This is a genomic window from uncultured Eudoraea sp. (assembly GCF_947490415.1).
Classification (GTDB): Bacteria; Bacteroidota; Bacteroidia; order Flavobacteriales; family Flavobacteriaceae; genus Eudoraea.
In genome coordinates this window covers 77,492-103,447 of record NZ_CANLGX010000009.1, presented here as the reverse complement: position 1 = coordinate 103,447, position 25,956 = coordinate 77,492, and the positions used below count along the sequence as shown (strand labels likewise).

Here is a 25,956-nt window from a genome sequence, read left to right as displayed (position 1 = left end):
TGACCGTCTGTGGCAGATGGGTTTATTTTGTTCTCGGTCACGTTAGCATCGGCTATGTCTGCCGTCTGTACTTGTCCGTCCAAAATCTTTGCTGTTGTTACTGCATTGTCAGCGAGATCCAAAGGTGTACCGATTAGTCCATCACCGTCTATTGCCGCAGTGGTTTGTGCCGCTAGGGCTGATGGTGCGGCCCATTGCGCATTGCCTGCTACGGTAGTAAGAACCTGACCGTCTGTGGCTGATGGGTTTATTTTGTTCTCGGTCACGTTAGCATCGGCTATGTCTGCCGTCTGTACTTGTCCGTCCAAAATCTTTGCTGTTGTTACTGCATTGTCAGCGAGATCCAAAGGTGTGCCGATTAGTCCATCACCGTCTATTGCCGCAGTGGTTTGTGCCGCTAGGGCTGATGGTGCGGCCCATTGCGCATTGCCTGCTACGGTAGTAAGAACCTGACCGTCTGTGGCTGATGGGTTTATTTTGTTCTCCGTCACGTTAGCATCGGCTATGTCGTTTGTTCCCACAGTACCGTCTAGAATCTGCACAGTTGTAATTCCACCTAATGGTACTTGCAAGTTTGAACTAAGACCATCACCAACAATAGTTGAATTATCTACAATCACTGTTCCACCTGTACCAGTGGGCAAGTTATCCCAGACTACTAAACCTGTGGCTAAATCAGTTCTAAGATATTGCCCTAAAATTTGGGAAGGTTCAATCTTAAATGGATCGAGATTTGTTCCAAGGCCAGTAATAGTTATCCCATCTGCTTCTTCAACACTACCACCACCAGTTAATACATATGGGCTAGCTGTGGTTCCTATACCTGTAACCCCAATAGTAGAGAGTGTAGCATCAATTATTGTTTCTGAACCATCGGCAACTTGACTGTCAACGTAGCCCCTTGTGGTCGCGGAAGTTGGATCGGCGCTGTCAAGCAGATTAATAATACTATTTGTGCCTGCATCATTTCCTAAGGTTAAGACTTCCGATAGAGTCTGATTTCCTCCGGTAGGAGGTAAAATCGTCCATGCAATATTACCACCTGCATCCGTACTTAAAAATTGTCCACTTGTACCTGGCTCAATTTCAAGTGCTCCTGAAATTGCATTCTGCAATATTCCTGCTCCAACCACATCAGCATTAAGCATTGCAGCGTTAATAGCATCATCAGGAATATCGATCGTTACATTCCCAAACAATGCGTTAACACCACCAGTTACGTTAAGGTTATTTGAGGTAATAGTACCATTGGAAACCTGGCTATCAACATAGACCTTTACAGCATTTTGACTGGGATATAAGTCATTAGAAGTACCTAAATTTATGTCGGTTGACTTATTTGCAAGATCTTCTTTTAATAATAATCCGGCCGCATTAGCATCAATACCAGTCTGCAAGGGGGTAGCGTCAAAGAGAGCCCCACCATCCGTCCCTGTAGTAATAGAATTGGGGAAATCCCCACTAACAATTGTTTGCGTTGAACCTGAAACGGCATTGTCTACATAGATTTTGGTAGCCGCATCTTGTGGATCTGTAGGATTTGTTAGATTAATGATTTTGTCATTTGCAGAATTACCCTCAACTAAAACCTGGTTCAAATTCTGTATTTCATTCCCGGAATCCGTATCCCCATCCGCAGCTATAGCAGCGGCATTGGCCGCGATATCATTTTGCAATGGGGAATCGTCATAAAAGGCACCAGTATTGTCGCTAATGGAATTATTGGGAGCCGGACTTACAATTTGTGCGCCCGTAATAAAACCGGCATCATTGTTAAAAGTATTGAGGGTTACCTGGTTGAGATCTATTTCGGCATCGGTTACCGTATTATCCTGCAATTCTTCGCTCCCCACAGAATCTGGTGCCAGCTTATCTGAAGTGATAGAATTATTCTGTATGTCACTGCCGCTAATGCTGAAATCCACAATGTTTGCACCGGTTATTTGGCCAACTTCAAAATTGCGATTATCCCCGTTTTCGGTAATCACAATGGTGCTGGTAGGATTTACGATGGGGTCCGCTGTAAATGTGAGCCCAAAGGTTTCGCACATATTCAGCCAGGAGGCGCCGTCGTAAAAGTATAAGCATTGTTCGTCGGTGTTATACACTATGGCACCCTGCGAAGGAACGATGCTGTTCATTTGCGAGGTATTAATCCTGGTGATTACCAGTACCCTGTTTGAACTTTCCAATTCCAAAACCGAAGAGGCATCAATATTTTGAGGATTATCACCAATTTTAATCTGACCTGAAAGAAGGTTGCAAACTGAAAAACTTACCAGGGCTATCAGCAATTTCATTTTCATTTTGAGAGGTTTTAGGTTACCTGAAATATTTTGTTCTGACCATTTTATTATACTTTTTAATACAATAAAAGTGTTAAGGCACATTAACTATAAATCTCTTTAATATTCTCGTACATTGGGGACTAACAAAAATAGAATTATATCCACATTTAGCTAACTTTATACCCCAAAATACTTGATTATGGGGTAAAAGGATTAGTTGTATGGTTAAACAACCCAATTTATCTGATATGACTGCATATCTTGTGCATGACAGGCCCGGATTTTTGGCTGCACCTTCAGAAATTAACAAAAGTTTAATGGCGTCAAATTTTTTTATGACAAGAACATACATTTTCTTTATAAATTAGAGCATTCTTTTAATAAGCACAGTTGCCTATGAATACCAAACTACTTTTTGTTTTATCATTATTTTGTATTTCCATAGGTACTTCTCAGGGCGATGAACGGGTTATTATGCGCGGTCAGGTCCTGTACAGAAATTCATTCGTACCCAACGAAAATGTTATCAATAGTACTTCACAAAGAGCGACGATTACCAATGATAAAGGTGAATTTAGTATCAGGGTAAAACTAAATGACGAAATCGTTTTTACCTCTGTAAACTATCAGATTGAAGTGGTTAAAATAACACAGCAGATTTTGGATAATAACCGGCTGGTGGTTGAGGTTAATGAGAAGGTAACTCAACTGGATGAAGTAGTGGTGAGCCCGGAAAATCAAAGTAAATTCCTCGAACTGCAAAATGAAGAATTTAAAAAGTTTGAATACGAGACCGACCAGACTACGGAAATTGTAAATATTGCGGAGGACAAAATAACACGGGGTATAATGAAAGATGGGATTAATTTTGTAAACATTTTTAAGGCCCTTGTGAATACCAAAAAAGATGAATCAGATGAAAATAAAGAGCCTTTAAAGGTTAGCGAAGTCTTGCGACTTGTTTATGATGATGAATTTTTTGTTTTAGATCTAAAGATACCACAGGATCAAATAGACGCTTTTTTAATCTATTGTGATGAAAAAATACCACCTCGCGCCTTATTGAAAAAAGACAATGAATTTGAACTCATTGAATTTTTGGTAACCCAAAGCAATATATTCTTAAAACAGATGAATGCTAAGGAATAAGAAATTTTTCTTGTTTTTTTTTCTGATTGTTACAGGAGCTTCAGCACAATCCGTTTTTTTTTCCAAATTAGAGGGAAAAGTCACCAATTTAAATAAGGGTATTGCAGATGTTCATGTTATGAATACCACTTCTAACAGAGCGACTATTACAGATAAAGATGGGCGGTTTTCAATTGCTACTAAACTTAATGACACTATATTGTTCTCTGCGGTTCAGTATAAACGTATGACACTGGTAGTATCCAGAGCAATGCTGGAAAGCCGATCTATTATAGTACCCCTGGAGGAATTTATTAATGAATTGGATGAAGTGGTCGTGCGGCCCTATGACCTATCCGGAGACCTTAGCAGGGACATGAATAGTTTAAATAAAGAAAAAGTCTATGTAGCAGCCACATTAGGGCTTCCAAATGCATATGTAAAGCCAATCACCCAGGCAGAACGCAAGCTTAATGAAGCAACAACCGGAGGTGGATTGGTACCCTTAAACCCAATTATTAATGCCATTTCGGGCAGGACAAAATACCTTAAAAAAGTATTGGCCTCACAAGAAAAATATGCCCGCACAGTCAGGGTGAGGGAGTATTATGCCGATTCTTTGTTCGTAAAGCATCTAAAAATACCCGAGAATAAAATAGAGGACTTCATGTATTTTTGTGAAGTGGATAACGCTTTCAGTGCTGTGGTAGACAGTCACGATAAACTTAAAATCTGGGAATACCTTAAATTACGAAGTAATGCCTATTTAAAGGAGGCTGATGAAGAGTAATTTTGCCCATAGCACGAATCTTGCAAAACCAAATTATGTATATTTTTAAAAGACTTCTTTTGCGATATAGTTTCATAGTGATACTACTCCCTCTTTTTGCATTTACACTAATGCATAAGTTCTATGTAAGTGTAACCAATATTCAATATTCAGAAGAGGATAACTCTCTTCAAATTACCAGCCGAATATTTATTGATGACCTGGAAAATGTGCTGGAAGAACGCTATGGTGTTATAATGAATCTCGCAACGGAGAAGGAATCTGAAGAGTCAAACTTTTATATTGAAAAATATATGAGGTCTAAGTTGGTTTTAAGGGCAGACGGCAAAGAAAGGGCTTTTGTGTTTTTGGGAAAGAAATACGACAACGACTTAATTATTTGTTATTTGGAAATCGAGGATATTGATCTGCCTCAACGCAAGACTATCGAAGTTGAAAATGATATACTTACGGATATGTTTGAAGAACAACAGAATATAGTCCATTTTAGAATAAACGGTAAAAAGAATAGTTTTGTGTTGGTAAAGGGAAATAATAAAGGAATGTTAAACTTGTAACATTTTGAACAGCAATTAGTTGAAAAAATTTAAATTCGCCAATTCTAATAAGATTTCAACTACATGAAGAAACTAAATTTTCCCCTCACATTTATATTGTGTTTGACTGTTACTTTGGGTTTTGCGCAACAGGAAATTAAAAAAGAAAGAGAATCTGGTCATTCTAATCAAAGTAAATTTAAACAACTCTACGAAGAATTTGCAACTCCAAATACGTACAGATCTGCATCCGGAACTCCGGGTCCCGATTATTATCAGCAGCAGGCAGATTATAAGATAGATATTGAATTAGATGATAAGGAAGCAAAAATTTATGGCGAAGAAACCATTACTTATTTCAACAATTCTCCGGATGATTTAGAATATCTCTGGCTTCAATTAGATCAGAATGTAAGGGCTAAAGATTCAAAATCTCCGCTGAGAGATGAAAGTGAATTATCAATCGCCTACAGTTCGGAGAAATTTGTAGAAACTCTAATGCAAAAACCTTTTGAGGGAGGTTTTAATATTGAATTTATCAAAGATGCCAATGGTAAAAGTTTACCATATACTATAAATCAAACTATGATGAGAATTGACCTTCCACAGGTGCTTAAAAGTGGAAGTCAGGTTTCATTTTCAATAAAGTGGTGGTACAATATTCCTGATCATACCATAGACCGGGCCAGATCTGGGTACGAATATTTTGCCAAAGACGGAAACAGGTCCTATGTGATAGCTCAGTTTTTTCCGAGGATGGCTGTTTATAGCGATGTGGAGGGTTGGCAAAATTATCAGTTCTGGGGTAGGGGAGAGTTTGCCCTTCCTTTTGGAAATTATGAGGTAAATATTACCGTACCGGCAGATCATATCTTAGATGCTACAGGGGAATTGACAAATAGGAAGGAAGTATTTTCAAAGGAAATGATGCAGCGATATGAGCAGGCCAAAAAGTCCTATGACAAGCCGGTTCTTATTGTGACCCAGCAGGAGGCAGCGAATGCCGAAAAGGGATTTTCCGAAGATAAAAAGACCTGGAAATTTAAGGCAGAGAATGTCAGGGATTTTGGATTTGCCACTTCCAGAAAATTTATTTGGGACATGCAAGCCGTTAAAATTGGTAACAAAGATGTAATGGCTGTTTCCTTATACCCCAAGGAAGGTAATCCGCTATGGGAAGAATTATCGACCAGGGCTGTGGCCAGTACCTTAAAATCATATTCAGCACATACTTTTGATTATCCATACCATAAGGCAATTTCTGTACACGCCAAAAATCAGGGAATGGAATACCCAATGATTTGTTGGAACCATGGAAGACCTGCAGAGGATGGAAGCTATTCAGACCGTGTCAAATTCGGGATGATAAGCGTTATTATTCATGAGGTTGGACATAATTTTTTCCCCATGATCGTCAATTCAGATGAGCGTCAGTGGGGTTGGATGGATGAAGGCCTTGATACCTTTATGCAGTATATAGCTGAACAGGAATTTGGTGAAGAATTTCCCCAAGTTATTGCACCAAATAAAGCATATCCTTCGAGAAGGGGAGCTCCTTCAAAGATAGTACCTTATATGAGTGGTGATCAATCTACAATATCACCTATAATGTCGAATCCGGAAAATGTATTTCAGTTGGGGCCAAATGCCTACGGTAAACCTGCTACGGCTTTAAATATTTTGCGTGAAACCATAATGGGTAAAGAATTATTCGATCATGCCTTCAAGACCTATGCACAAAGATGGAAATTTAAACACCCTACTCCCGAGGATTTCTTTAGGACCATGGAAGACGCTTCAGCGGTAGATCTCGACTGGTATTGGAGAAGCTGGTTTTATACGACCGATTATGTGGACATTGGAGTTAAAGGAGTTAAAAAGTACTACGTAAGCGATAAGCCAACAAAAAAAATGAAAGATTATATGGTTTCAAGGGGTCTCACAGAAGCTAATTTTCCGCCATTGGTATACCTTGTGGATGAAGAGAGTGAAGATTTTGAAGAAAGCCTAAAGGGTAAGGCACCTTCAGAAACTTCACAAACCTTAAAGGAATATATGATGGATAATATGACGACTGAAGAACGTTCTCAGGTTGAAGAACCAAAGTACTTTTATGAGATAGTTTTTAATAAACCCGGAGGGATACCAATGCCAATAATAGTTGAATACAAATATGCTGATGGTTCTACCGAGAATGTCACTTATCCACCGCAAATTTGGAGGAAGAATGACCAGGAGTTTAAACGAGTTATTTCTTCTAAAAAAGAACTTGTTGGAATCGTAGTAGACCCAAAATCCGAGACTGCAGATATTGATGCAAGTAACAACTCCTGGCCCAAAAAGGAACAGAGATCTGAATTTGAACAGTTTAAACAAGATATAAAAGGAAAATAACTTCGCTCCTCTCAGGGTAAAAATCCAAGGGAGTATTATAATAAGAACAGATGTCTTGGCTTAAATATTATTTTTAAGTCAAGGCATTTTCTTTTTACCGCAGTTCCATATTATTGTGATAAATAAGGTGTGAATAACGAATTACCCAAGGTGGCATTTATACTTTATTGAAAAATTCGTTAGAGGTCCGTATTGAGGTATTCAATAAGCTTTATAAGGTCTACCTTATTCGTTGATTTAATTTTTTGTTGCTTTACAAAGTCTTTTATGTCCGCGGCCTTTTCCTGGCCAAAAAGTTCGGTTAGTTCCTTTTTAGAATATTTAAAATAGACCGGGAATTCATTTTCCATTGCAAGAAAATAATCATGCTTATCTTCAAATTTTGGCGGATAGCTAGGGTGCATTGAAGTGGCTGCTTTTCTTCCTTCTTTGTAGATTTTAGATTTTTTCTGATATAGGGTATATTTTTGTTGTGGATTCAATCTAATCAGGTATCCCTCCTGTATTACTCCTTTCTGATTGAAGTATTTGGTATATACATATTTTTCATTATCAATATCGCAGCTAAGTGACATGCTTTTATAGACAGATTCCATCTTATTACTTCCGGTTCTTTGAATTTCTATCTCATCGCTGAAAGCATTGTAACGCATTGGATAGTTGCCGTATACTTTGTCTAAATAATACACGTTGCCCGCGATGAAATTTTCATTGTAATACACGGACCCTTCAATACCTGAAAGATCCAGGTTTTGATTGCTTTTTAATGCTTGAGAGTTATTTGCATCATTTAGCCATTTTACAACTCCGTCACGGTCAAGTGGGCTTCCGGAAACACGGATAGTACCAGGAGAGTTTTTTTGACCAAAAAGGCTCATGGTCGAAAGAATGACGCTCAAGGAAAGTATTAGAGTATTTTTCATTGATATAATATTTTATCGCCGTGCAAATTACAAAGAAGCTTTTTGCCATTAAAATATTTAACTTTTTATGAAGGTAAAATTTATCCTAAATCAATAATGCGATTGGTATATAAATTATTTTCAAGAATTTATTCCTTGAGAACATACAATAAAATCTTAATCCAAGGGTTACAATGGTTTATTAAGGATTTTCAAATGCGAACATAATTTCCCTGGAAATACTAGCTATATGGTCTTTTAATAGAATTATAAAGATTTTATTGGATAAGTATCAGACATTTATTTGTTTAGGTCAGCTAAAAAGATTGACTAACTTATCTGTGTTATATTTTAATTAGTCAAAATAAGTTTTTGATGGTTTTTATGAAATAGATAGATTATACTTTTATAAAAAGGACCCAAAACTTAACTATATTTGTGGTATGCAAGCAATGGTTTTTTTATTTATTAGCGGAGCTGAAATATTTTTTATCATGTTTATTGTGGTAATGGTATTTGGGGCAGATAAAATTCCGGGAATTGCCAAAGGACTTGGTAAAGGAATGCGGCAATTAAGAGATGCCACAGATGATATTAAGAAGGAAATTCAAAAAAGCGCCGAAAAACAAGGAATTGACACCAGCTTTACAGACGACATAAAAAATGAAATTGAGAAAGTAAAGAAAAATGTTGACGATGTTACCGGTACAATTAAGCGTAAATAAGTGGGTTTATGCTCAGGCACCTTCTGGAATGGGATAGAAATACTTTTATATATCTAAATAATCTGGGTACAGAAGATTATGATTTGTTTTGGGTGATAGTTACCAATATCACTTCTTGGATTCCACTTTATATTTTACTTTTAGCACTTATCTTTCTTAAATACCCAAAAAAGGAAGCATTATTCATTTCCTGTACAATAGTCCTGCTCTTAATTTGCATTTTGGGTCTTACTGATATAGTTAAGACCTATTTTGAACGGCTCCGGCCTAATAATGATATTGAAATCAATTCCATAATCAGAATTTTAAAAAATCCGGCCGGCTATAGTTTTTTTTCAGGTCATGCCTCCTCTTCCTTCTCATTGACCACCATATCTTTTTTATTTCTCAGGAAAAAGGTTTCAATTATTTGGCTACTTTTTATCTGGCCTTTTTTATTTGCCTATAGCAGAATATATGTAGGGGTCCATTATCCTTTGGATCTTATAACGGGGGCATTAATTGGCATGCTTTTGGGCTTTCTGTTTTACCTGTTTTATCGCAGGTTTATAGAACCCTACATAATGTAAGTCCATCTCTAATGGACAATATAACAGTCTCCACTCTTGAATCGTTTTTTAGCTTTTCATTGTAAGCCAGTAGATTGCGGGTTACCATATCTTTTTTGTCCAGCGGTTCAACTACTTTACCAGACCATAGGACATTGTCGGTTAATATGATACTTCCCGGTCTTGTCTTTTTAATCACAGCTTCGAAGTAGGCATCATACATTTTCTTTTCGGCGTCAATAAAGATGAGATCAAAGACCTGGTCCAATTCAGGAATAATTTTTAATGCATCACCGGTATGTTGTATTATTTTATCCCCAAATCCACTTCGATCAAAAAATTTACGCTGCATTTCCGAAAGTTCTTCATTGATGTCAATAGTGTGCAACAACCCATCATTGCTCAACCCTTCTGCCAGGCAAATTGCTGAATATCCTGTATATGTGCCAATTTCCAAAATACTACTGGGTTGAATCAACTTAGAAAGCATGCTAAGTACCCTACCCTGATAATGCCCTGTAATCATTCGGGGTTGAACTACCTTTAAATGTGTTTCACGGGTTAATTCACGCAAAATGTCGGGCTCATTTTCAGAATGAAGTGTGATATAGTTTTCTAAAGATTCCGGTAGAAAATGCATAAATCCTTTTTAGTAAAAATATGGATTTATATGCTATCTTAGGCTTAAAAATAAGCGTGATAAGTATGGGTGAAATAACCATTAGGACGGCTGCATTATCCGATTTGGAGGTTCTTTTAACTTTTGAACAACAGTTGATAAAGGCAGAAAGGCCATTTGATAAAACCATACGAGAAGCCCCGGTGTGTTACTATGATTTAAAAGGGATGATTTTAGACAATGAAGTGGCTGTTATTGTAGCAGAGATAAATAACACTATAGTTAGCTGCGGTACAGCGGTTGTAAAAAGGGCAAGATCTTACTTAAATCATAAGGAGTATGTCAATTTTGGTTTTATGTATACCCTTCCTGAATATAGGGGAATGCGAATTAATAAAATGATTTTGGATTCACTTAGGATATGGGCACTGTCTAAAGGATATAAAGAAATGCGCCTTACCGTTTACTCTGATAATATTCCTGCTATAAAAGCCTATGAGAAAGCGGGATTTGTAAGTCATATCATTGAAATGAGAATACCAGAGGACCAATCAGGGAATAGATAGTTTAATCAGGACCATCTTTTATCCGGATATTGTATTTTTGGTTAAAAATTAGCCATGCCATTTCAAAATACATTGTCCTACGCCAGGGAATTGGATAACAATGATCCTCTTAAAAAATACAGGGATAAATTTTACTTTCCGCAATTAAATGGCAAAAATGTAATTTATTTTACGGGGAATTCTTTGGGGCTTCAACCTAAAAATTCACAAGAGTTTGTGGATGAGGTAATGGAAGATTGGAAGAATTTAGGGGTAGAAGGTCACTTTCATGCAAAGAAACCCTGGTGGGATTACCACGAAAGACTGGCCAAACCCTTAGCTAAGATAATAGGAGCTAAACCTGAGGAGGTATCTGTTATGAATACCCTTACGGTAAACCTGCATCTTTTAATGGTTTCTTTTTACTCGCCTACTAAAGAGCGTTATAAAATAATATGTGAAGAGAAAGCTTTTCCATCAGATCAGTATATGCTGCAAAGTCAGGTGCGTTTTCACGGTTTTGATCCAAAAGATACTATAGTTGAAGTAAGTAAACGCCCTGGTGAACATCACTGGAATACTGAGGATATTGTTGAAAAAATCAATGAAACAGGAGATCAGTTGGCACTGGTACTGCTTGGAGGTGTAAATTATTACAATGGTCAGGTCTTTGATATGAAAACCATAACCAGTGCCGGTAAATCTGTTGGTGCCAACGTGGGATGGGATCTTGCTCATGCCGCTGGGAATATAGAATTGAAACTACATGATTGGGGCTGTGATTTTGCAGCATGGTGTAGTTATAAATATATGAACAGCGGACCGGGAAATGCCTCAGGAATCTTTATTCACGAAAGGCATCTGGATCAGGAAAAAATTACAAGATTTGAGGGTTGGTGGGGTACCAAAAAGGAAACACGTTTTTTAATGAAACAAAAATTTGAACCTATTGCTACTGCAGATGCATGGCAGTTGAGCAATCCTCCCGTATTGGCACTGGCACCTTACCTCGCTTCTTTAACCCTCTTTGAAGAAGTAGGAATGGACGCTTTGATAGCGAAGCGCAATAAAATAGTCTCATATCTAGAATTTATCCTGCATGAAATTGATAGTGAAGTGGATAGTAGTTTTGAAATTATTACACCTGCTGAAAGAGGATGCCAATTATCCGTATTGCTCCATGGCGAGGGTAGATCTTTGTTTGATTATTTGATGGCAAACGGGGTGATTACAGATTGGCGGGAGCCTAATGTTATACGACTTGCTCCGGCACCATTTTATTGCAGTTTTGAAGATATGTACAATTTTGGACAAATTTTAAGAACCGGGATACTTACAGGGGCCGGAAACCGGGAAACTCGATGAAAATAGATCATGTGGCTATCTGGACAAGTAAACTTGAATTACTAAAGGATTATTATGTCAAATATTTTGGTGGAACAGCCAATGCTAAATATATGAATCCTGCAAAAAGATTTCAGAGCTACTTTATCACTTTTAATACCGGGGCAAGGCTAGAGCTGATGCAGAGACCGGATATACCCGAGAACACCAATGATACGGTTGGTAAACAGCATTTAGGAATTATTCATCTGGCATTTGAAGTTACCAGTATGTCTGAGGTTGATAAAAAAGCCATTGAATTGCAAAAACAGGGTTTCAAAATTCTTAGTGGACCCAGAAAAACAGGTGATGGATACTATGAATTTGAGACACTTGATCCCGATAATAATCGTTTGGAGGTGACTACATTGTTTATTGAATGATTGTATATTTGTTGGCTTTGTTAAAAGGCGGCTTATGAGATCTCTTAGACTAATCCTTTCAAATCCCAGATATTTTGGTCCCGCCTGGGTTTTTGCCAGTCTGAATATTTTATTTGGCACATGGGCTATTTATATCCCATCGGTTAAAGAAGATCTTGGAATAAACAAGGCCACTCTGGGAATTGCCATATTTTTTCTTTCACTGGGTGTATTTACAATTTTTCCGGTCGCATCTAAAATCATTAATAAAATTGGAGTAGGTAGGGCAACATCAGTAGGGATTGTCCTTTGTTGTATTGCTGCTTTGTTTCCTTTAATTGCGCCTGGATTTATTGGCCTGGCTATTGCGCTTTTTGTATTCGGGGCTACCAACGGTTTTACCGATATTTCAATGAACACCCTGGTTACGGAGATTGAAAAAGAAGACAAACAAAAATTTATGTCTGCTTCCCATGGGTTTTTTAGTCTCGGGGGTGTGCTGGCAGGGCTTGGCAGTTTTTTAATACCTGTATTGAACAATAGGGGGTTGCATATGCTTTTGGCGGTCTTATTGGTTCTCCTGGTAAATTTTATTTTCTATAAGAAATATCACAATGTTGTAGCGGCACCTATTGAAAAGGAAGCGTTTAGATTTAAAAATTTCAAGCCTTTAATGCTGCTTGGAGTCGTGTCGTTTGTAGTAATGGGCAGTGAAGGAGCTATAGTGGATTGGAGTGGATTATTTTTAAAGGAGGTTAGTCTTGCGCCTGAAGCTATATGGGGTGCAGGGTTTTTAGGATTCCAGGTATTTATGACCCTTGGGCGTTTTTTAGGGGATTCAATAAGTTCCAGAATAGGGTCTATTAAAATTGTGGCATTAGGATCTTTATTATCCGTTGTTGGATATTTATTGGTGCTTACAACAGATATGTATTTGGCCATTGCCGGATTTGCACTTACCGGTCTTGGATTTTCTGTAATTGTCCCTGAATTATTCAGAATTGGAGGTAATGTAAAAGGAGTAGAATCCTCTCAGGGAGTTGCTTTTATTGCCGGTACAGGATATTCAGGCTTTCTTGTAGGTCCTGTAATTTTGGGTTTTATAGCAGAACAATTCTCGTTAAGTCTGAGTTTTATTACGTTGATGATCTGTTCCGTAGCTGTTTTAGGTGCCACTTTCCTGCTAAAAAGAAAAAAATCGGTTTAGGTCTTGTAAGTAGTTATTTTACCTGAATATTTGTAAAGTACAGTTTAAAATTCCCTTCGGCGTTTTTATGTGTTTTTGACATTATCAGGCCATTAAAGTCTGAATATTCTTCCCAGGTAGTTGCAATTGAGGGCTCTGCCTGATTTCCTTTACGAAATACCCATTCTTTTATTACGAAATCATCCCCAAAGTAAAAATCATAAGCATCCCCCGGGGTATAACCACCTTCACCGGTATAAACAATGGTTAGTTTTTGCATTGGTATCTTAGCTATTGGTGCCTCTGCAGCTTCTGTAACTTCATAGCTGAAGTTACCTTTATCCCAGACCAGGTTAAATGGTGCTAAAAACCAATATTTGTCATTGATAAAACTGGCATCAACTTTTGCTATTGTACTATCTATTTCACTGCGATTATAGGTAACCAAACCTCCTTCAGAGCTACCTGTAACCTCATTTTTCTTAATATTCCATATCCAATCACGTTCAAAATGAGTCGTATCCCGATCAACATTAAAAGTAAATTTTAGTTCTTCTACATTTTTCCATTCCTTCAGACCATGCGCATAGGCTATTTTTTCGGGTACGGTTTGTTCAATATTTTCTGAATCCGCCTCTTTTTTTTGTTCGGTTTTACAGCTAAATATAAGCGCCAAAGAGAGTATCGCAAACAAGTGTGGAATTTTCATAATAATGTTTTTTCAAATATAACAGCTTTTCAATTGTTAATTGATATTAAACCATGACTTTATTGGGGTATGAAATCCCAATAAAATGATTAATTTTGATTTTTAACAAAAAGTAAAAAATGAGTAAAAAAAAGGGAAAAGTACAGGAAGCCATTGATGAAAGATTATTAGAAGATAGAAAAGTATTTCTTTGGGGAATGGTTGATGATGATTCTGCCAAACATGTTATTGATCGTTTATTATATCTTGATATGCAGAACAATAAGGAAATACAACTGATTATAAATAGTCCTGGTGGTTATGTTACTTCGGGTTTTGCGATTTATGATACTATTAAGTCACTGAAGAGTCCGGTCTCAACTGTTTGTAGCGGATTAGCAGCTTCAATGGGTTCGATACTCCTCTCAGTTGGTAAAAAGGGCCGACGTTTTATTCAGCCTCATGCACGGGTGATGATCCATCAACCAAGTGGAGGAGCGAGAGGTCAGGCGTCGAATATTGAGATTCAGGCCAAAGAAATAATTAAGACCAAAGAGATTGGTGCCAAAATATTAGCTGATAACTGCGGACAGCCCTATGAAAAAATCTTAAAAGACTTTAACCGTGATTATTGGATGGATGCCGAAGAGTCCATAGCATATGGAATAGTCGATGGCGTATTAAAATAGGACATAGCAATTTAAAAGAAAAAGACCTTCATATAATAAATATGAAGGTCTTTATAAATATATATGGACGCCTTGGCGGAAAATTATTATTTAGAATATATACGAATATTCCATGCAATCAGATTTTAGAGTGAGGTAAAATATTCTAAAAGTTTATCTTTAGTGCAGATGATGGAGCCATTATTCCTCAGGCATTGGAGAATAGGTAAATGAACTATGATACTTTAACCGGGCTTTCCGGGAAGATAAATGAAAGGAAACTTTATTTTAGTACATTTACTTTCAAAAGTAGCCATTCTCCTGGCTTAAATTATGAGGCAAACTCCAAAAGATATCGCCATTATAGGATCCGGTTTAATAGGATCTTTATTAGCGATCTTCCTCAAAAGATCAGGACATAAAATAACGGTGTTTGACCGACGCCCTGATATTAGGACTATAGAATTTTCCGGACGCTCCATAAACCTAGCCATGAGTGACAGAGGTTGGAAAACTTTGAGCGAAGTTGGCATTGAAAAGGAGATAAAAAAGATTGCCATACCACTTTATAAGCGAGCGATGCATGTAAATGGCAAGCCTGTTTATTTTCAGAATTATGGTAAAGAGGGGGAGGCCATCTGGTCTATTTCCAGAGGTTTACTGAACAGAAAGATGATTGATCTTGCAGAAAATGAAGGTGTCAATTTTAGATTTAATGAAAAAGTTTGGGATATTGACTTGCCCGATGCCAGATTGTATACCGGAGTAACAGAAAAAGGTGAATGGAAAGCTTATAAATATGACATTGTGTTTGGATGTGATGGCGCATTTTCCAGAATTCGCCACAAAATGCAGCGCAGAAGCCGATTTGACTATTCACAGGATTTTATAGATGTCGGATATAAAGAACTGACCATTCCGCCAAATGATGATGGAACACATAAACTGGAGAAAAATTCCTTTCATATCTGGCCTAGAGGCAATTTTATGTTTATTGCCATGCCTAATCTGGATGGTAGTTTTACATGTACATTATTCTTGCCATTTGAAGGTGAAATATCTTTTGAAAATATCAAAACCAAAACCCAGGCTAAAGATTTTTTCAAAACCTATTTTCCTGATGTAATAAACGAAATGGACAATCTTACTGAAGACTTTTTCAAAAACCCAACGAGTGCAATGGTCACGATGAAATGCTACCCCTGGACTTATTGGGATAAGGTAGCTCTGGTAGGTGATTCTGCCCATGCCATTGTTCCTTTTTACGGACAAGGCATGAATGCCGGTTTTGAAGATATTTATATTTTAAATGGATTAATTTCCAAATATGGTGATGATTGGGAACAAATTTTTCAGGAGTTTCAGAAGGAAAGAAAACCCAATGCAGATGCTATTGCGGAATTAAGTTACAGGAACTTTATTGAGATGAGCAGCAAAACAGCCGACCCGCTTTTTTTGCTTCAAAAGAAAATTGAAAAACATTTTGCAAATAAGCATCCGGATAAATGGATCCCGGTTTATTCAAGGGTAACATTCTCTGATCAGCCTTATTCAGATGCCTTGGCCATAGGCGATGAGCAGGAAAGAATTATGCAACAGATTATGCAATTACCAAATATTGAGTTGCTATGGGATAGCAAGGAGGTAGAAGAGAAAATGTTAGAATTGCTTGCTAAAAATTGAACCTCTAGTATATTTATTTGTTTTTCATTTCTGCCCTTCGCATAGGCATTTGGTCAATCAGATCAAAAACCTCATTCGCTTCCACAAGGTACTTCTTCCTGAATTTCACGCCACCATCTTTTCCAATTAAAATAATGCCCTGAAATTCACCATAAGTTAAATTATCGGGATTTATATCGGTTATCATACCATCTCTGTCCAATACTTCCTTGCCGTTGTACACAAAAAGGACTAAATCTCTTTCCTTCATTTCGTTATACCGGGCATTAAACTCACTCAGTTGCAAGTTTCTGGTATTAAGGTCATTCTTCGTATCCATTAAAAGAAGAATTCGTTTTTTCCACTTAAATTCCCTCAAATCCTGTGAAGACATCGTATTTAATTGTAGCATTAGAAGTAAAAGTACTATACATCTGAGATTAAACATATTCATACATATATGGTACTAAAATAAAAAAACCACCTAATTACAGGTGGTTTTAAGTAAATATTTAAATCTATTAAATCTTTGCAAACATTTTGTGCATCTTCTGCTGTTCTTCTTCAGCTAAAACTGGATCAACCAGAATTCTACCGCTATGTTCATCGGTAATAATCTTTTTTCTCGAAGCAATTTCTACCTGTACCTGAGGAGGTATGGTAAAGAAAGAACCCCCAGAGGCGCCTCTTTCAATTGGGACTACTGCCAGGCCGTTTTTAACGTTATTTCGGATTCGCTTATAAGCTTGGACTAATCTATCTTCAATTTGCTTTTCAAATTTTTCAGATTTAGCCAAAAGTGCTTTTTCCTCCTTATCAGTTTCTGCAAGAATCGCATCTAATTCACTTTTCTTATGTTTTAAGTGCGACTCACGCTCGGCAAGTTTTTCTTTAGTCTCGCTAATTACTTCCTTTTTTTGCTCGATTTGAACTTTAAATTCTTTAATGTTCTTTTCAGCCAATTGTATTTCCAATTCCTGAAATTCAACTTCTTTGGCAAGTGAATTGAACTCTCTGCTGTTTCTTACATTTTTTTGCTGATCAGCATATTTTTTTATCAGTACTTTGGCTTCCTCAATTAAATTCTTTTTGGCACCGATTTCATAATTTATGGTTTCCAAATCGGTCTTTAACTTATCCATCCTTGTTTTTAAACCAAGCACGTCGTCTTCAAGATCTTCAACTTCAAGGGGTAATTCCCCACGTACATTTCTAATTTCATCAACTCTGGAATCAATTAATTGCAAATCGTATAATGCTCTTAATTTGTCCTCCACGGATGTTTCTACTTTTGTTGCCATATTTAATAATACTTGATAGGATTTGTAATACTCTCAGATAAAGAGATTGCAAAATTAGGCATTTTTTTTGTAAGATAGTCAACCAATAAATTTTTTGTAAACTGCTCAGTTTCATAGTGCCCTATATCTGCAAGAAGTATTTTGTTTTCAGCTTCGAAAAACTGATGATATTTTATGTCCGAGGTAATAAAAATATCTGCACCAGATTTTTTTGCCGCGCTAATAGCGAAGGCACCACTACCTCCTAAAACGGCGACTTTATGAATTTTTTTACCTAAAAAATCTGAGTGTCTTATACAGGATACATTCATTTTCTTTTTTAGGATATCGAGAAAGTCTTGTTCAGCTTGAGGTAATTCCAATTCACCTATCATTCCCATACCAATTTGCGAATTAACATTGTCTAAGGTGCTTATTTCGTAAGCTACCTCCTCATATAGATGATGTTCAAATAAAGCGGTCAAAACACTTTTCTCTTTGCTTTTAGGAAAAGTAACATTTATCTGAGTTTCTTCTTCTAAATGCAGTTCTCCCTTTTTTCCCTTTACCGGATTTGCATTTCTCCCGGCTTTATAACTACCTGTACCATCTACTGTAAAGCTACATTCACTATAATTTCCTATACTTCCCGCCCCAGCTTTGAAGAGACCTTCCAATAGAACTTTAGAATGCGTTCGCGGTACATAAGTGGTTAATTTTTTTATGGTCCCTTGTTGTGGGATTAAAATCCTTGCGTTTTTTACCTCCAATACTTCGCAGATTTTGGCATTGACCCCTTCAATAGCATTGTCGAGGGCTGTGTGCATGCAATAAATGGAAATATTATTTTGAACGGCCTTTATAATAGCGCGCTCTACATAATTAGATCCGGTAAGGCTCTTAATACCTTTAAATAATATAGGATGAAAACTAATGATCAGATTACATGATTTGCCAATTGCTTCATCAATTACATTTTCGAGTGAATCAAGCGCAACTAGTATATTAGTTACACTCATGTCCAAATCACCTACAAGAAGTCCAACATTGTCAAAATCCTCAGCGTATGCCAGAGGGGCCAATTCTTCAAGTATTTCAGCAACATCTTTAACCTTCATATTTAAAAATTTAGGGCTGTTAAAACAAGCCTTGTCTATTAGTAGTAAGCATGATAAAGCCTAAATAACATTAAGGCAATCTTCTGGTATTTTACAATTAATCCTGTTTAGCGTTAATCTTAAACAAATTTAAATTAATGCAATTGGGCATAATTTAATAGTATGTTTTAAGGCTAAGTGCGTGCATCAAAGATAAAATATTATATTTTCGTTCCTATGCAACTGCTAAGAATTCTAGCCTTCCCATTTTCGTTGATCTATGCCCTCGTGGTATATTTTAGGAATGTTTTATATGATTCAGGTATTTTGCAATCTACAGAATTTAAAACCCCAATTGTAAGCGTCGGAAACTTAAGCACAGGGGGTACTGGCAAGACACCAATGATCGAATGGCTTTTGAGTCATTTGTCGGCTGGTTCAGGACTTGCAGTTTTAAGCAGGGGATACAAAAGAAAAACCAAGGGGTTTGTTTTGGCCCAACCAACTAGTACGGCTGAAGAAATTGGAGATGAACCCTTACAGATATATACTAAGTTTCCTGAGGTTTCATTAGCGGTAGATGAAGATAGAATCAGAGGCATTAAACAGCTCGTTGCCTCAAACCAGCCAAACCTTATACTTTTAGATGACGCATACCAGCATAGAAAAGTAAAGCCACTATTTTCAATTTTATTGACATCCTACGGAAAATTATACACTAAGGATTGGTATTTGCCCACTGGAAATTTAAGAGACAATAAAAGATCATCAAAGCGGGCAGATCTAATTATTGTGACTAAATGCCCCCCAGATCTTGATGATGAAAATCAAAGGAGAATCATAGGGGAGCTGAATCCCGGGAAAGATCAAAAGGTATTATTCTGCACTTTAGAATATGACATTAATTTAAAAGGAAAAAAAGAGGGATTATCCCTAAGCGGTTTACAAAATAAAGAAGTCACCCTGGTAACAGGGATTGCTAACCCCAAACCCTTGATTGATTTTCTAAGAAGTGCGGAGGTTACTTTTGATCATCTTGGGTATAGGGATCATCATTATTTTACCGAGAAAGAGATAGATTTTTTTAACTCCAAACCTTTAATTCTGACAACAGAGAAGGACTATATGCGGTTGAAGGAAAGCGTAGATAATCTTTACTTTATATCTGTCCGGCATCGATTTTTGGGTGAAGGAGAGGTAATTCTTTTAAAAAGTCTTGAAAAATTAGGAGACTGATTTCTTTAATTTATGTTCAAGGATGTTTTCACCAATTTTTTGATAAAACACCTCTGGTTTAAAAGGTTTGGTAACTACGTCATTACAGCCCGCTGCATAGAAACTTTCTAAACTGTCATCTAAGGATATTGCTGTAAGCGCAATAATTGGTGTGTCAGAATCAAATTTTCTAATTTCAATAGTAGCTTCAACCCCACTTATGCCCGGCATATGTATGTCCATCAGTATGCCATCATATTGACTGGCATTAGCCATTTCCACAGCCGTGTTACCGTTTCCGGCTATTTCACAGCTAACACCCCTTTTATCCAACATTTTTTTGGTTATTACCTGATTTATCTTATTGTCTTCAACAACAAGCACATGAAGACCATTTAAATCATAGTCTTTTTGGGTAATCTCAAAAGCAATGTCATCTACTAAACTATCTTTACTTTTAAGGTCTAGTTCAAAGAAAAATGAACTACCCTGGCCCAAAGTACTTTTTAGCTGTATTCTACTGTCAAATAGACCTAACAGACTCTTCACAATAGTAAGACCAAGGCCAGTACCACCATATTCCCTGTTAATTTGAATTGAGCCTTGCTCAAAACTATCGAAGATATTTTGTTGTTGTTCAGTTGAAATGCCTATTCCGTTATCCTTGACTTCAAAATATATTGTGACTTCTTCTTCTACCTTTTTCTGGAGTTTGGCTATTACAATCACTTCGCCATTTTTGGTAAATTTTATAGCATTACCAACCAGGTTCATAAATATCTGGGATAATTTAAGAGGGTCACTCATTAAATGTTTAGGAATTTCCTCGTCGTATTCTAAGATTAGTTTAGTTTTATTTTCTTTAGCACTTTGGTGTAGAGAACTTATTACATCTGCAAGAACTTTCTTTAGATTAAATTCCATATTTAGGGCCTCCAGTTTGTCGGCATCTATTTTATTTATTTGCAGTATGTCATTTATAAAATTCAGTAAATAATCCCCTGAAAACTTCAGGGACTTTAGGTGTTCTTTCTGATCATCACTTGGGTTCTCTTCCAATAACAGGTGGGCTAAACCAGTAACGGCGTATAACGGTGTTCTCAATTCATGACTCACAGTAGACAGAAAGTTCGTTTTGGCTTCCATGGCCTGTACTGCAGCATCTCTTGCAGTTTGTAGCTCCCGGTTTTTAGTTTGCAGAAGATCATTAGTCTTTAACTTAATCTGATTGTTCCGGAATAGTGATACTGCTAATAAAGAAATAATAGTTAAAAACGCTGAGGTTAGGATAGCAGTTATTTCCGATCTGTTCCGGGATTCATTTAATTCCTCTATTTTAGTATCCTGACGTTTAATTTCTTCCGACATAAATTCAAATTGAATCCTGTCTGCGGTTTTGGCTTCGGCCTTAATTTTTTCTATGGTAAAAATAGAATCTTTGAGTTTTAAAAGATTCCTATTATGAACAAGCGAGAGATTGTATTTTTCTCTTTTCTCATAAGCCTGCCCCAATATTTCATTAGCTTCAAATTCCTCTTTGGAGAAATTATTTGCTTCAGCGATTTCTAATGCACTAAGGCCATTTTTAATACTCTCATCATAGTCTTCAGTTTTAAGATATAATCTTGCTAATCCCATATGTGCTCTTGCCGTTAAGGATTCTTTTTCAAACACATCAGTATTTACTACAAGAGAATTAAAATTTAATGCTGCACTATCATATTTTTCTATGGTGAGATATATATTGGCCTCTAATAGTAATATATTGTTGAGAAGATTACGGTCATTACTAAGCTGCTTAGATGCATTTAGCATAAAAATGGCCTGAAAATTATTACCACTGTCATAGAGTAAAATAGATTCAATGTATTTGTGTACAGCTTGCCCATATGGATACGCCAGTTCATTAAGCAGAACTGTCGCACGATCCCAATAAAAAAGTGTAGTTTCTCTTTTATCCAGTTCCATGTAAAGCAACGCAAATTTGTGATAACAATCCACTAGGGCCTTTACATCTTCTGTTTCTTCAGCCAAGGCAGCAGCTTTATCCAGCGATTCCAGGGCAAGATTTATTTTGTTCTGGTTTTTATAAGTTGTGGTTTCATTAAAAAAAGTTTCCAAACCATTTACCTGATTTGTTCGCTCCTGGGCCAGGACAATAGGAAAGTGGGACATGAATATCAATAAGAACAATGCCTTGGGAATTATTGTATGTTGTAATAAGAATTTCAAATGACTTTTTATTTAGCAAAGAAATTAATAAAATACATAATTCTTTTACCGTATTCTGGTTGCTTTTAGATATTTTATAATTTTTATAAATGTTTCACAAACACCGCCTTAGAATCAAACGTCCAGGATAAGCAACTATTGCTTATTTGAACAGAAACTATGGTTTCCTTCCTGTAAAAAGGACTTTTTTTTGTTCTTTTTGGAAAAATCTTATAAATCTATTATTTATTTAAAGAATAATTACGCCTTTTTTAACCTAAAACAGCACGGTAAAACCTATAGTTTATGGGTTGATGTTCGTGCCAAAACCCGTATTTCTCTTCAAGAAATATTTGGAATACAGAATGTATCTAATCTTTTTTAATGAATATGTTTATGTGCTTTATAGGAAGACCTAACCAAAGCTCCACTCTCAACATGCCTGAATCCCATATTAAGCCCTAATTCCTCATACTTGGCAAATTGTTCGGGTAGAATAAATTCTTTCACCGGCAAGTGTCTTTTAGAAGGTTGAAGGTACTGTCCAATAGTAACCACATCAACCTTGGCATTTCTAAGGTCTTGCATGGTTTCTATAACTTCAGATTCAAGTTCTCCCAGACCCAGCATAATTCCAGACTTAGTTCTTTTAACACCATGTTCTTTCAGGTAGCGGAGTACATTAAGGCTGCGCTCATATTTTGCCTGTATCCTAACCTCCCGTGTAAGCCTTTTTACAGTTTCCATATTGTGAGAAACAACTTCAGGAGCAACATCTACAATACGATCCAAATGGATTCCAAGGCCTTGAAAATCAGGGATAAGGGTTTCCAATGTGGTATTCGGATTCATTCTTCTAATAGCCTTTACGGTTTCCGACCATATAATAGACCCCATATCTTTAAGGTCATCCCTGTCTACAGAAGTAATTACTGCATGTTTAATTCCCATAATCTTTATGGAACGTGCTACTTTTTCCGGTTCTTCCCAATCTACAGTCTCAGGCCGGCCAGTTTTCACTCCACAAAACCCACAGGACCTCGTGCAGATATTACCTAAAATCATAAAAGTAGCGGTACCCTCTCCCCAACATTCTCCCATATTCGGACAACTACCTGAAGTACATATGGTATGTAAATCGTATTTATCAACCAGACTTCTTAGTTGGGTATATTTTTTCCCGGTTGGCAATTTAACTCTTAACCATTTTGGTTTGCCTTTAGGCGGGTGTACATGGGTAATAGTTTCAACGCTCATAGAAAATTTTTAAACAAATATACGACCAAATCGAAAAACAAAAGATACTGGATAAGGATTCAACTTTAAAACCAAAACTTCATGAACAAGGAACTATCTTTTGCTTTTGATGATTTCTGCTAATAATTTTTTCGCCCGGAGCAATTTCACTTTAACATTGTTCACCGGTTCCCCTAATTCTTTGGCAATATCTGTATAGGATAGTTCATTAAAATACCGAAGATTAATAACTTTTTGATAGTGCGGTTTTAATTGTTTAATATTTTGAAGGAGCTTAGCAAGATTCTGATCGGTGATTAATTGATCTTCTGCCGTTGGTGCATCATCAAGTACTTTTTTTATAGCCTCATTATTGCGGCTATCAGTGCCATCAAGGACATTCCTTTTTCTTTTTCTTATGAGGTCTACATGCAAATTTTTTGAAATTGTGATTAGCCATGTTTTAAACTCATAAGCGGGGTCATAAGAATCTAATTTGTCGAAAGCCCTGGAAAAGGTTTGTATCGTTATATCCTCAGCATCATTTTCATTTTTAGTCCGAATTAATTGAAAACCATATACATCATTCCAGAATGCATCAAGCAAACTACTAAAAGCAATCTGATTACCTGCTTTAGCCCGTTCAATAGTGCTCTTGAGTGTTTCGTCAGTTTTATCCAAACTCTGCTCTTTAATAAATCTAAAGGTAAGTTAAATGTTATAGTGATTTTGCAGAAGCCTCTTTTCCGCAATCCTGCTCATCGGGAAGTTTACCGCAAAAACCGCAGGCCTCTCCACTGCTATTCAAATAAGGATTTTGACTAGCGCAAGTGCCGGCAAACTTACCATCTTTTTTAGACCATATTTTAATTGCAATACCTGCGAATGCCAGAGCAAGAAGACCTATAGTAAGAAAAATTAACGTCATAAAGAAAATTTTCACAAAGATACAAAAATAAAGCCCCTAAAAGGGGCTGTATAATTTGTAAAATATTTGTTTCTTAATACGAAATATTGGCTACAATATTCTGAACAGTAGGAGTGTCATTTCCGCCTTGAGGCTCTATAGTGATATAACCAACTGCATTTTCTGCATAAGGTAAGGGTCTAAGGCGATCTTTATCATCAACATTCTTAATCACCCCTAAATTCACCATTTTACCATTAACTTCAGCCCACATCTGATAACACTGGTTATCAGGTAAATTAGGTAAACTCCTTACATTAATAAAGGATAGTTTTTTAACAGGATTAATATAGGCCACAGCTTTTAATTCCTTTGCCTTTTTATTCCCATTTACAGTATACTTTTTGGTCTGAGGATTATTTAGAACTATAAACTGGTTTCTCACATCTTCCAGTTGTTCTTTCATATCTTCTTCCAGGGTTTTGATCTTATTATTTACGATGACATTTTCATCTTGTAAATTTTGGTTTTGATTCCAAAAGAAATAAGATGATCCAGCAAAAAGTAATGCCGCTATACTTGCAGCAATAGCATATCTTTGAAACTTTCTTCTCCCTGTATTCTGTGCCTTAATTCTACTTAAAATCCTGTCTTTAAGGCCTTCCGGGGTTTTAAGGGCATATAATTTAGCAAATGTTTCAAGATTTTCTTGTAACTCATCATAGGTCTTTCTAACTTCAGGATACATGGCAATATAGCGCTCTACTTGCATCGATTCCTCCTGAGTGGTCGTTCCCAACAGATACTTTTCAAGTAAATCAGTATCTAAAAATATTCGTATTTTTTCTTTCATGATATTAATATTATTAGGGGCAAAAGTATCATAGAGTTTCCATAAATCTTTTTAAGTTCTCTTAGTCCAATTTTTAACCTGGATTTGATAGTTCCCAACGGAATATTTAATTCATCGCTGGCCTCCTGCTGTGTCATTCCCTGAAAAAACAAGGCATCCAACACCACATGATATTTATGTTCTATCTTCTCCATGTTCTCCTTGACGTCCATGAACTCGGGTCTGATACTGTCTATTCCTAGATTATATACGTCGGAAACATCAATTTGGATTTCCTTATCAGATTTCGTGTTTACACTACGTAACTTGTCAATGGCTGTGTTTCTTGTAATCCTGAAGAGCCAGGTAAATAATTTTGCTTTCGAGGAATCATAAGAGTCAGATTTTTTCCAGATCTTCACAAAACTCTCCTGCAATACATCCTGTGCTAATTCTGAATCTCTGACTACTTTAAAAGCAACCCCGTAAAGGGTGTCACCATAATGTTCATACAGCAATGATATAGCCTTGTCATTGCGCTCATGCAACAATTCTACAATATGTTTTTCAAGTAGTGAACTCATATTAGATTAACGACATCAAATAATTCGGAAAGAAAGCATCCAAAATATTATTCTGACCCGTATATAGTGTAAACGCTAAATTATAAAATTGATTGTTAAGAAAGCGTTTTCTCAATTTTAATTAGATAAATGTACAACTGGTTATTGTACATTTAATTTTTGGTTAGTTT

Annotated in this window: 26 protein-coding genes; 13 read left to right on the top strand and 13 right to left on the bottom strand. The window is 36.6% G+C overall.

The annotated features are described in order from the left end of the window. Nucleotides 1–2,306: beta strand repeat-containing protein (locus Q0874_RS17110; protein ID WP_367275462.1), on the bottom strand; the 2,306-nt coding region annotated here is incomplete at its 3' end. A gap of 378 nt (nt 2,307–2,684) precedes the next feature. Here Q0874_RS17110 and Q0874_RS17105 point away from each other — a divergent pair. From Q0874_RS17105 to Q0874_RS17090, 4 genes are all read left to right on the top strand, one after another. Continuing rightward, nucleotides 2,685–3,437, top strand: a complete 753-nt coding sequence (locus tag Q0874_RS17105; RefSeq protein ID WP_299164768.1) for a carboxypeptidase-like regulatory domain-containing protein — start codon at nt 2,685–2,687, stop codon at nt 3,435–3,437. Next, the gene (locus Q0874_RS17100) at nt 3,424–4,206 is read left to right on the top strand and encodes a carboxypeptidase-like regulatory domain-containing protein (RefSeq protein ID WP_299164767.1); all 783 of its coding nucleotides are present in this window, start codon (nt 3,424–3,426) and stop codon (nt 4,204–4,206) included. Before Q0874_RS17105 ends, Q0874_RS17100 begins: the two co-directional genes overlap by 14 nt. Nucleotides 4,207–4,241: 35 nt before the next feature. After that, complete coding sequence (locus Q0874_RS17095; RefSeq protein WP_299164766.1) at nt 4,242–4,763, top strand: DUF6702 family protein; 522 nt, start codon at nt 4,242–4,244, stop codon at nt 4,761–4,763. 63 nt (nt 4,764–4,826) lie between these two features. Beyond that, the gene (locus Q0874_RS17090; protein ID WP_299164765.1) at nt 4,827–7,136 is read left to right on the top strand and encodes a M1 family metallopeptidase; all 2,310 of its coding nucleotides are present in this window, start codon (nt 4,827–4,829) and stop codon (nt 7,134–7,136) included. A gap of 179 nt (nt 7,137–7,315) precedes the next feature. Here the strand turns inward: Q0874_RS17090 and Q0874_RS17085 are convergent, their stop codons facing one another. Further along, nucleotides 7,316–8,059: a hypothetical protein gene (locus tag Q0874_RS17085; RefSeq protein ID WP_299164763.1), complete on the bottom strand. Its 744-nt coding sequence runs from the start codon at nt 8,057–8,059 to the stop codon at nt 7,316–7,318. A gap of 422 nt (nt 8,060–8,481) precedes the next feature. On the opposite strand from Q0874_RS17085, the gene Q0874_RS17080 reads away from it, so the two are divergent. After that, complete coding sequence (locus tag Q0874_RS17080) at nt 8,482–8,763, top strand: twin-arginine translocase TatA/TatE family subunit (protein ID WP_299164761.1); 282 nt, start codon at nt 8,482–8,484, stop codon at nt 8,761–8,763. An 8-nt stretch (nt 8,764–8,771) separates the two neighbouring features. Continuing rightward, on the top strand, nt 8,772–9,332 hold the full coding sequence (locus tag Q0874_RS17075) for a phosphatase PAP2 family protein (RefSeq protein WP_299164760.1): 561 nt from the start codon (nt 8,772–8,774) through the stop codon (nt 9,330–9,332). On the opposite strand, the gene Q0874_RS17070 is transcribed toward Q0874_RS17075, so the two are convergent. Continuing rightward, the gene (locus Q0874_RS17070) at nt 9,310–9,951 is read right to left on the bottom strand and encodes an O-methyltransferase (protein ID WP_299164759.1); all 642 of its coding nucleotides are present in this window, start codon (nt 9,949–9,951) and stop codon (nt 9,310–9,312) included. The genes Q0874_RS17075 and Q0874_RS17070 overlap by 23 nt on opposite strands. Nucleotides 9,952–9,971: 20 nt before the next feature. On the opposite strand from Q0874_RS17070, the gene Q0874_RS17065 reads away from it, so the two are divergent. The 4 genes from Q0874_RS17065 to Q0874_RS17050 are packed head-to-tail and all read left to right on the top strand — an operon-like array spanning nt 9,972 to nt 13,427. Beyond that, nucleotides 9,972–10,496, top strand: a complete 525-nt coding sequence (locus Q0874_RS17065; RefSeq protein WP_299164758.1) for a GNAT family N-acetyltransferase — start codon at nt 9,972–9,974, stop codon at nt 10,494–10,496. 54 nt (nt 10,497–10,550) lie between these two features. Further along, nucleotides 10,551–11,840: a kynureninase gene (gene kynU / locus Q0874_RS17060; protein ID WP_299164757.1), complete on the top strand. Its 1,290-nt coding sequence runs from the start codon at nt 10,551–10,553 to the stop codon at nt 11,838–11,840. Further along, a complete protein-coding gene (locus Q0874_RS17055) occupies nt 11,837–12,241 on the top strand; it encodes a VOC family protein (RefSeq protein WP_299164756.1) in 405 nt (134 codons plus the stop codon). Before kynU ends, Q0874_RS17055 begins: the two co-directional genes overlap by 4 nt. 34 nt (nt 12,242–12,275) lie before the next feature. Beyond that, a complete protein-coding gene (locus tag Q0874_RS17050) occupies nt 12,276–13,427 on the top strand; it encodes an MFS transporter (RefSeq protein ID WP_299164755.1) in 1,152 nt (383 codons plus the stop codon). A gap of 13 nt (nt 13,428–13,440) precedes the next feature. On the opposite strand, the gene Q0874_RS17045 is transcribed toward Q0874_RS17050, so the two are convergent. Further along, nucleotides 13,441–14,115, bottom strand: coding sequence for a hypothetical protein (locus Q0874_RS17045; protein WP_299164754.1), 675 nt, complete (start codon nt 14,113–14,115; stop codon nt 13,441–13,443). Nucleotides 14,116–14,234: 119 nt separating this feature from the next. Between Q0874_RS17045 and Q0874_RS17040 the strand changes: the two genes are divergently transcribed. Together Q0874_RS17040 and Q0874_RS17035 are read left to right on the top strand one after the other, a co-directional pair. After that, nucleotides 14,235–14,783: a ClpP family protease gene (locus Q0874_RS17040; protein WP_299164753.1), complete on the top strand. Its 549-nt coding sequence runs from the start codon at nt 14,235–14,237 to the stop codon at nt 14,781–14,783. Nucleotides 14,784–15,095: 312 nt separating this feature from the next. After that, nucleotides 15,096–16,445 carry an NAD(P)/FAD-dependent oxidoreductase gene (locus Q0874_RS17035; RefSeq protein ID WP_299164752.1) on the top strand — a complete coding sequence of 450 codons (1,350 nt, stop codon included), beginning with the start codon at nt 15,096–15,098 and terminating at the stop codon, nt 16,443–16,445. A gap of 13 nt (nt 16,446–16,458) precedes the next feature. Here the strand turns inward: Q0874_RS17035 and Q0874_RS17030 are convergent, their stop codons facing one another. The 3 genes from Q0874_RS17030 to Q0874_RS17020 all read right to left on the bottom strand — a co-directional run bounded on the left by Q0874_RS17030 (nt 16,459) and on the right by Q0874_RS17020 (nt 18,822). Beyond that, nucleotides 16,459–16,818 (bottom strand): DUF4174 domain-containing protein, encoded by a 360-nt coding sequence (locus Q0874_RS17030; RefSeq protein WP_299164751.1) that lies wholly within the window; start codon nt 16,816–16,818, stop codon nt 16,459–16,461. A gap of 127 nt (nt 16,819–16,945) precedes the next feature. Then, the gene (locus Q0874_RS17025; protein WP_299164750.1) at nt 16,946–17,725 is read right to left on the bottom strand and encodes a C4-type zinc ribbon domain-containing protein; all 780 of its coding nucleotides are present in this window, start codon (nt 17,723–17,725) and stop codon (nt 16,946–16,948) included. Nucleotides 17,726–17,727: 2 nt separating this feature from the next. Continuing rightward, nucleotides 17,728–18,822, bottom strand: coding sequence for a Nif3-like dinuclear metal center hexameric protein (locus tag Q0874_RS17020; protein ID WP_299164749.1), 1,095 nt, complete (start codon nt 18,820–18,822; stop codon nt 17,728–17,730). Between the two features lie 216 nt (nt 18,823–19,038). On the opposite strand from Q0874_RS17020, the gene lpxK reads away from it, so the two are divergent. After that, the gene (lpxK, locus tag Q0874_RS17015; protein ID WP_299164748.1) at nt 19,039–20,037 is read left to right on the top strand and encodes a tetraacyldisaccharide 4'-kinase; all 999 of its coding nucleotides are present in this window, start codon (nt 19,039–19,041) and stop codon (nt 20,035–20,037) included. Here lpxK and Q0874_RS17010 read toward each other — a convergent pair. The 6 genes from Q0874_RS17010 to Q0874_RS16985 form a co-directional block, all read right to left on the bottom strand. Next, entirely contained in the window at nt 20,026–22,191 is a 2,166-nt protein-coding gene (locus Q0874_RS17010) for a response regulator (RefSeq protein ID WP_299164747.1), read from the bottom strand. The two genes, lpxK and Q0874_RS17010, sit on opposite strands and share 12 nt — an antisense overlap. Nucleotides 22,192–22,608: 417 nt before the next feature. Then, entirely contained in the window at nt 22,609–23,484 is an 876-nt protein-coding gene (lipA, locus tag Q0874_RS17005; protein ID WP_299164746.1) for a lipoyl synthase, read from the bottom strand. A 93-nt stretch (nt 23,485–23,577) separates the two neighbouring features. Then, nucleotides 23,578–24,144: a sigma-70 family RNA polymerase sigma factor gene (locus Q0874_RS17000; RefSeq protein WP_299164745.1), complete on the bottom strand. Its 567-nt coding sequence runs from the start codon at nt 24,142–24,144 to the stop codon at nt 23,578–23,580. 37 nt (nt 24,145–24,181) lie between these two features. After that, nucleotides 24,182–24,391 (bottom strand): membrane or secreted protein, encoded by a 210-nt coding sequence (locus Q0874_RS16995; protein WP_299164744.1) that lies wholly within the window; start codon nt 24,389–24,391, stop codon nt 24,182–24,184. A 73-nt stretch (nt 24,392–24,464) separates the two neighbouring features. Next, entirely contained in the window at nt 24,465–25,223 is a 759-nt protein-coding gene (locus Q0874_RS16990; protein WP_299164743.1) for an anti-sigma factor, read from the bottom strand. Further along, nucleotides 25,220–25,786 carry an RNA polymerase sigma factor gene (locus Q0874_RS16985; protein ID WP_299164741.1) on the bottom strand — a complete coding sequence of 189 codons (567 nt, stop codon included), beginning with the start codon at nt 25,784–25,786 and terminating at the stop codon, nt 25,220–25,222. Before Q0874_RS16985 ends, Q0874_RS16990 begins: the two co-directional genes overlap by 4 nt. Between the last annotated feature and the right edge of the window lie 170 nt (nt 25,787–25,956).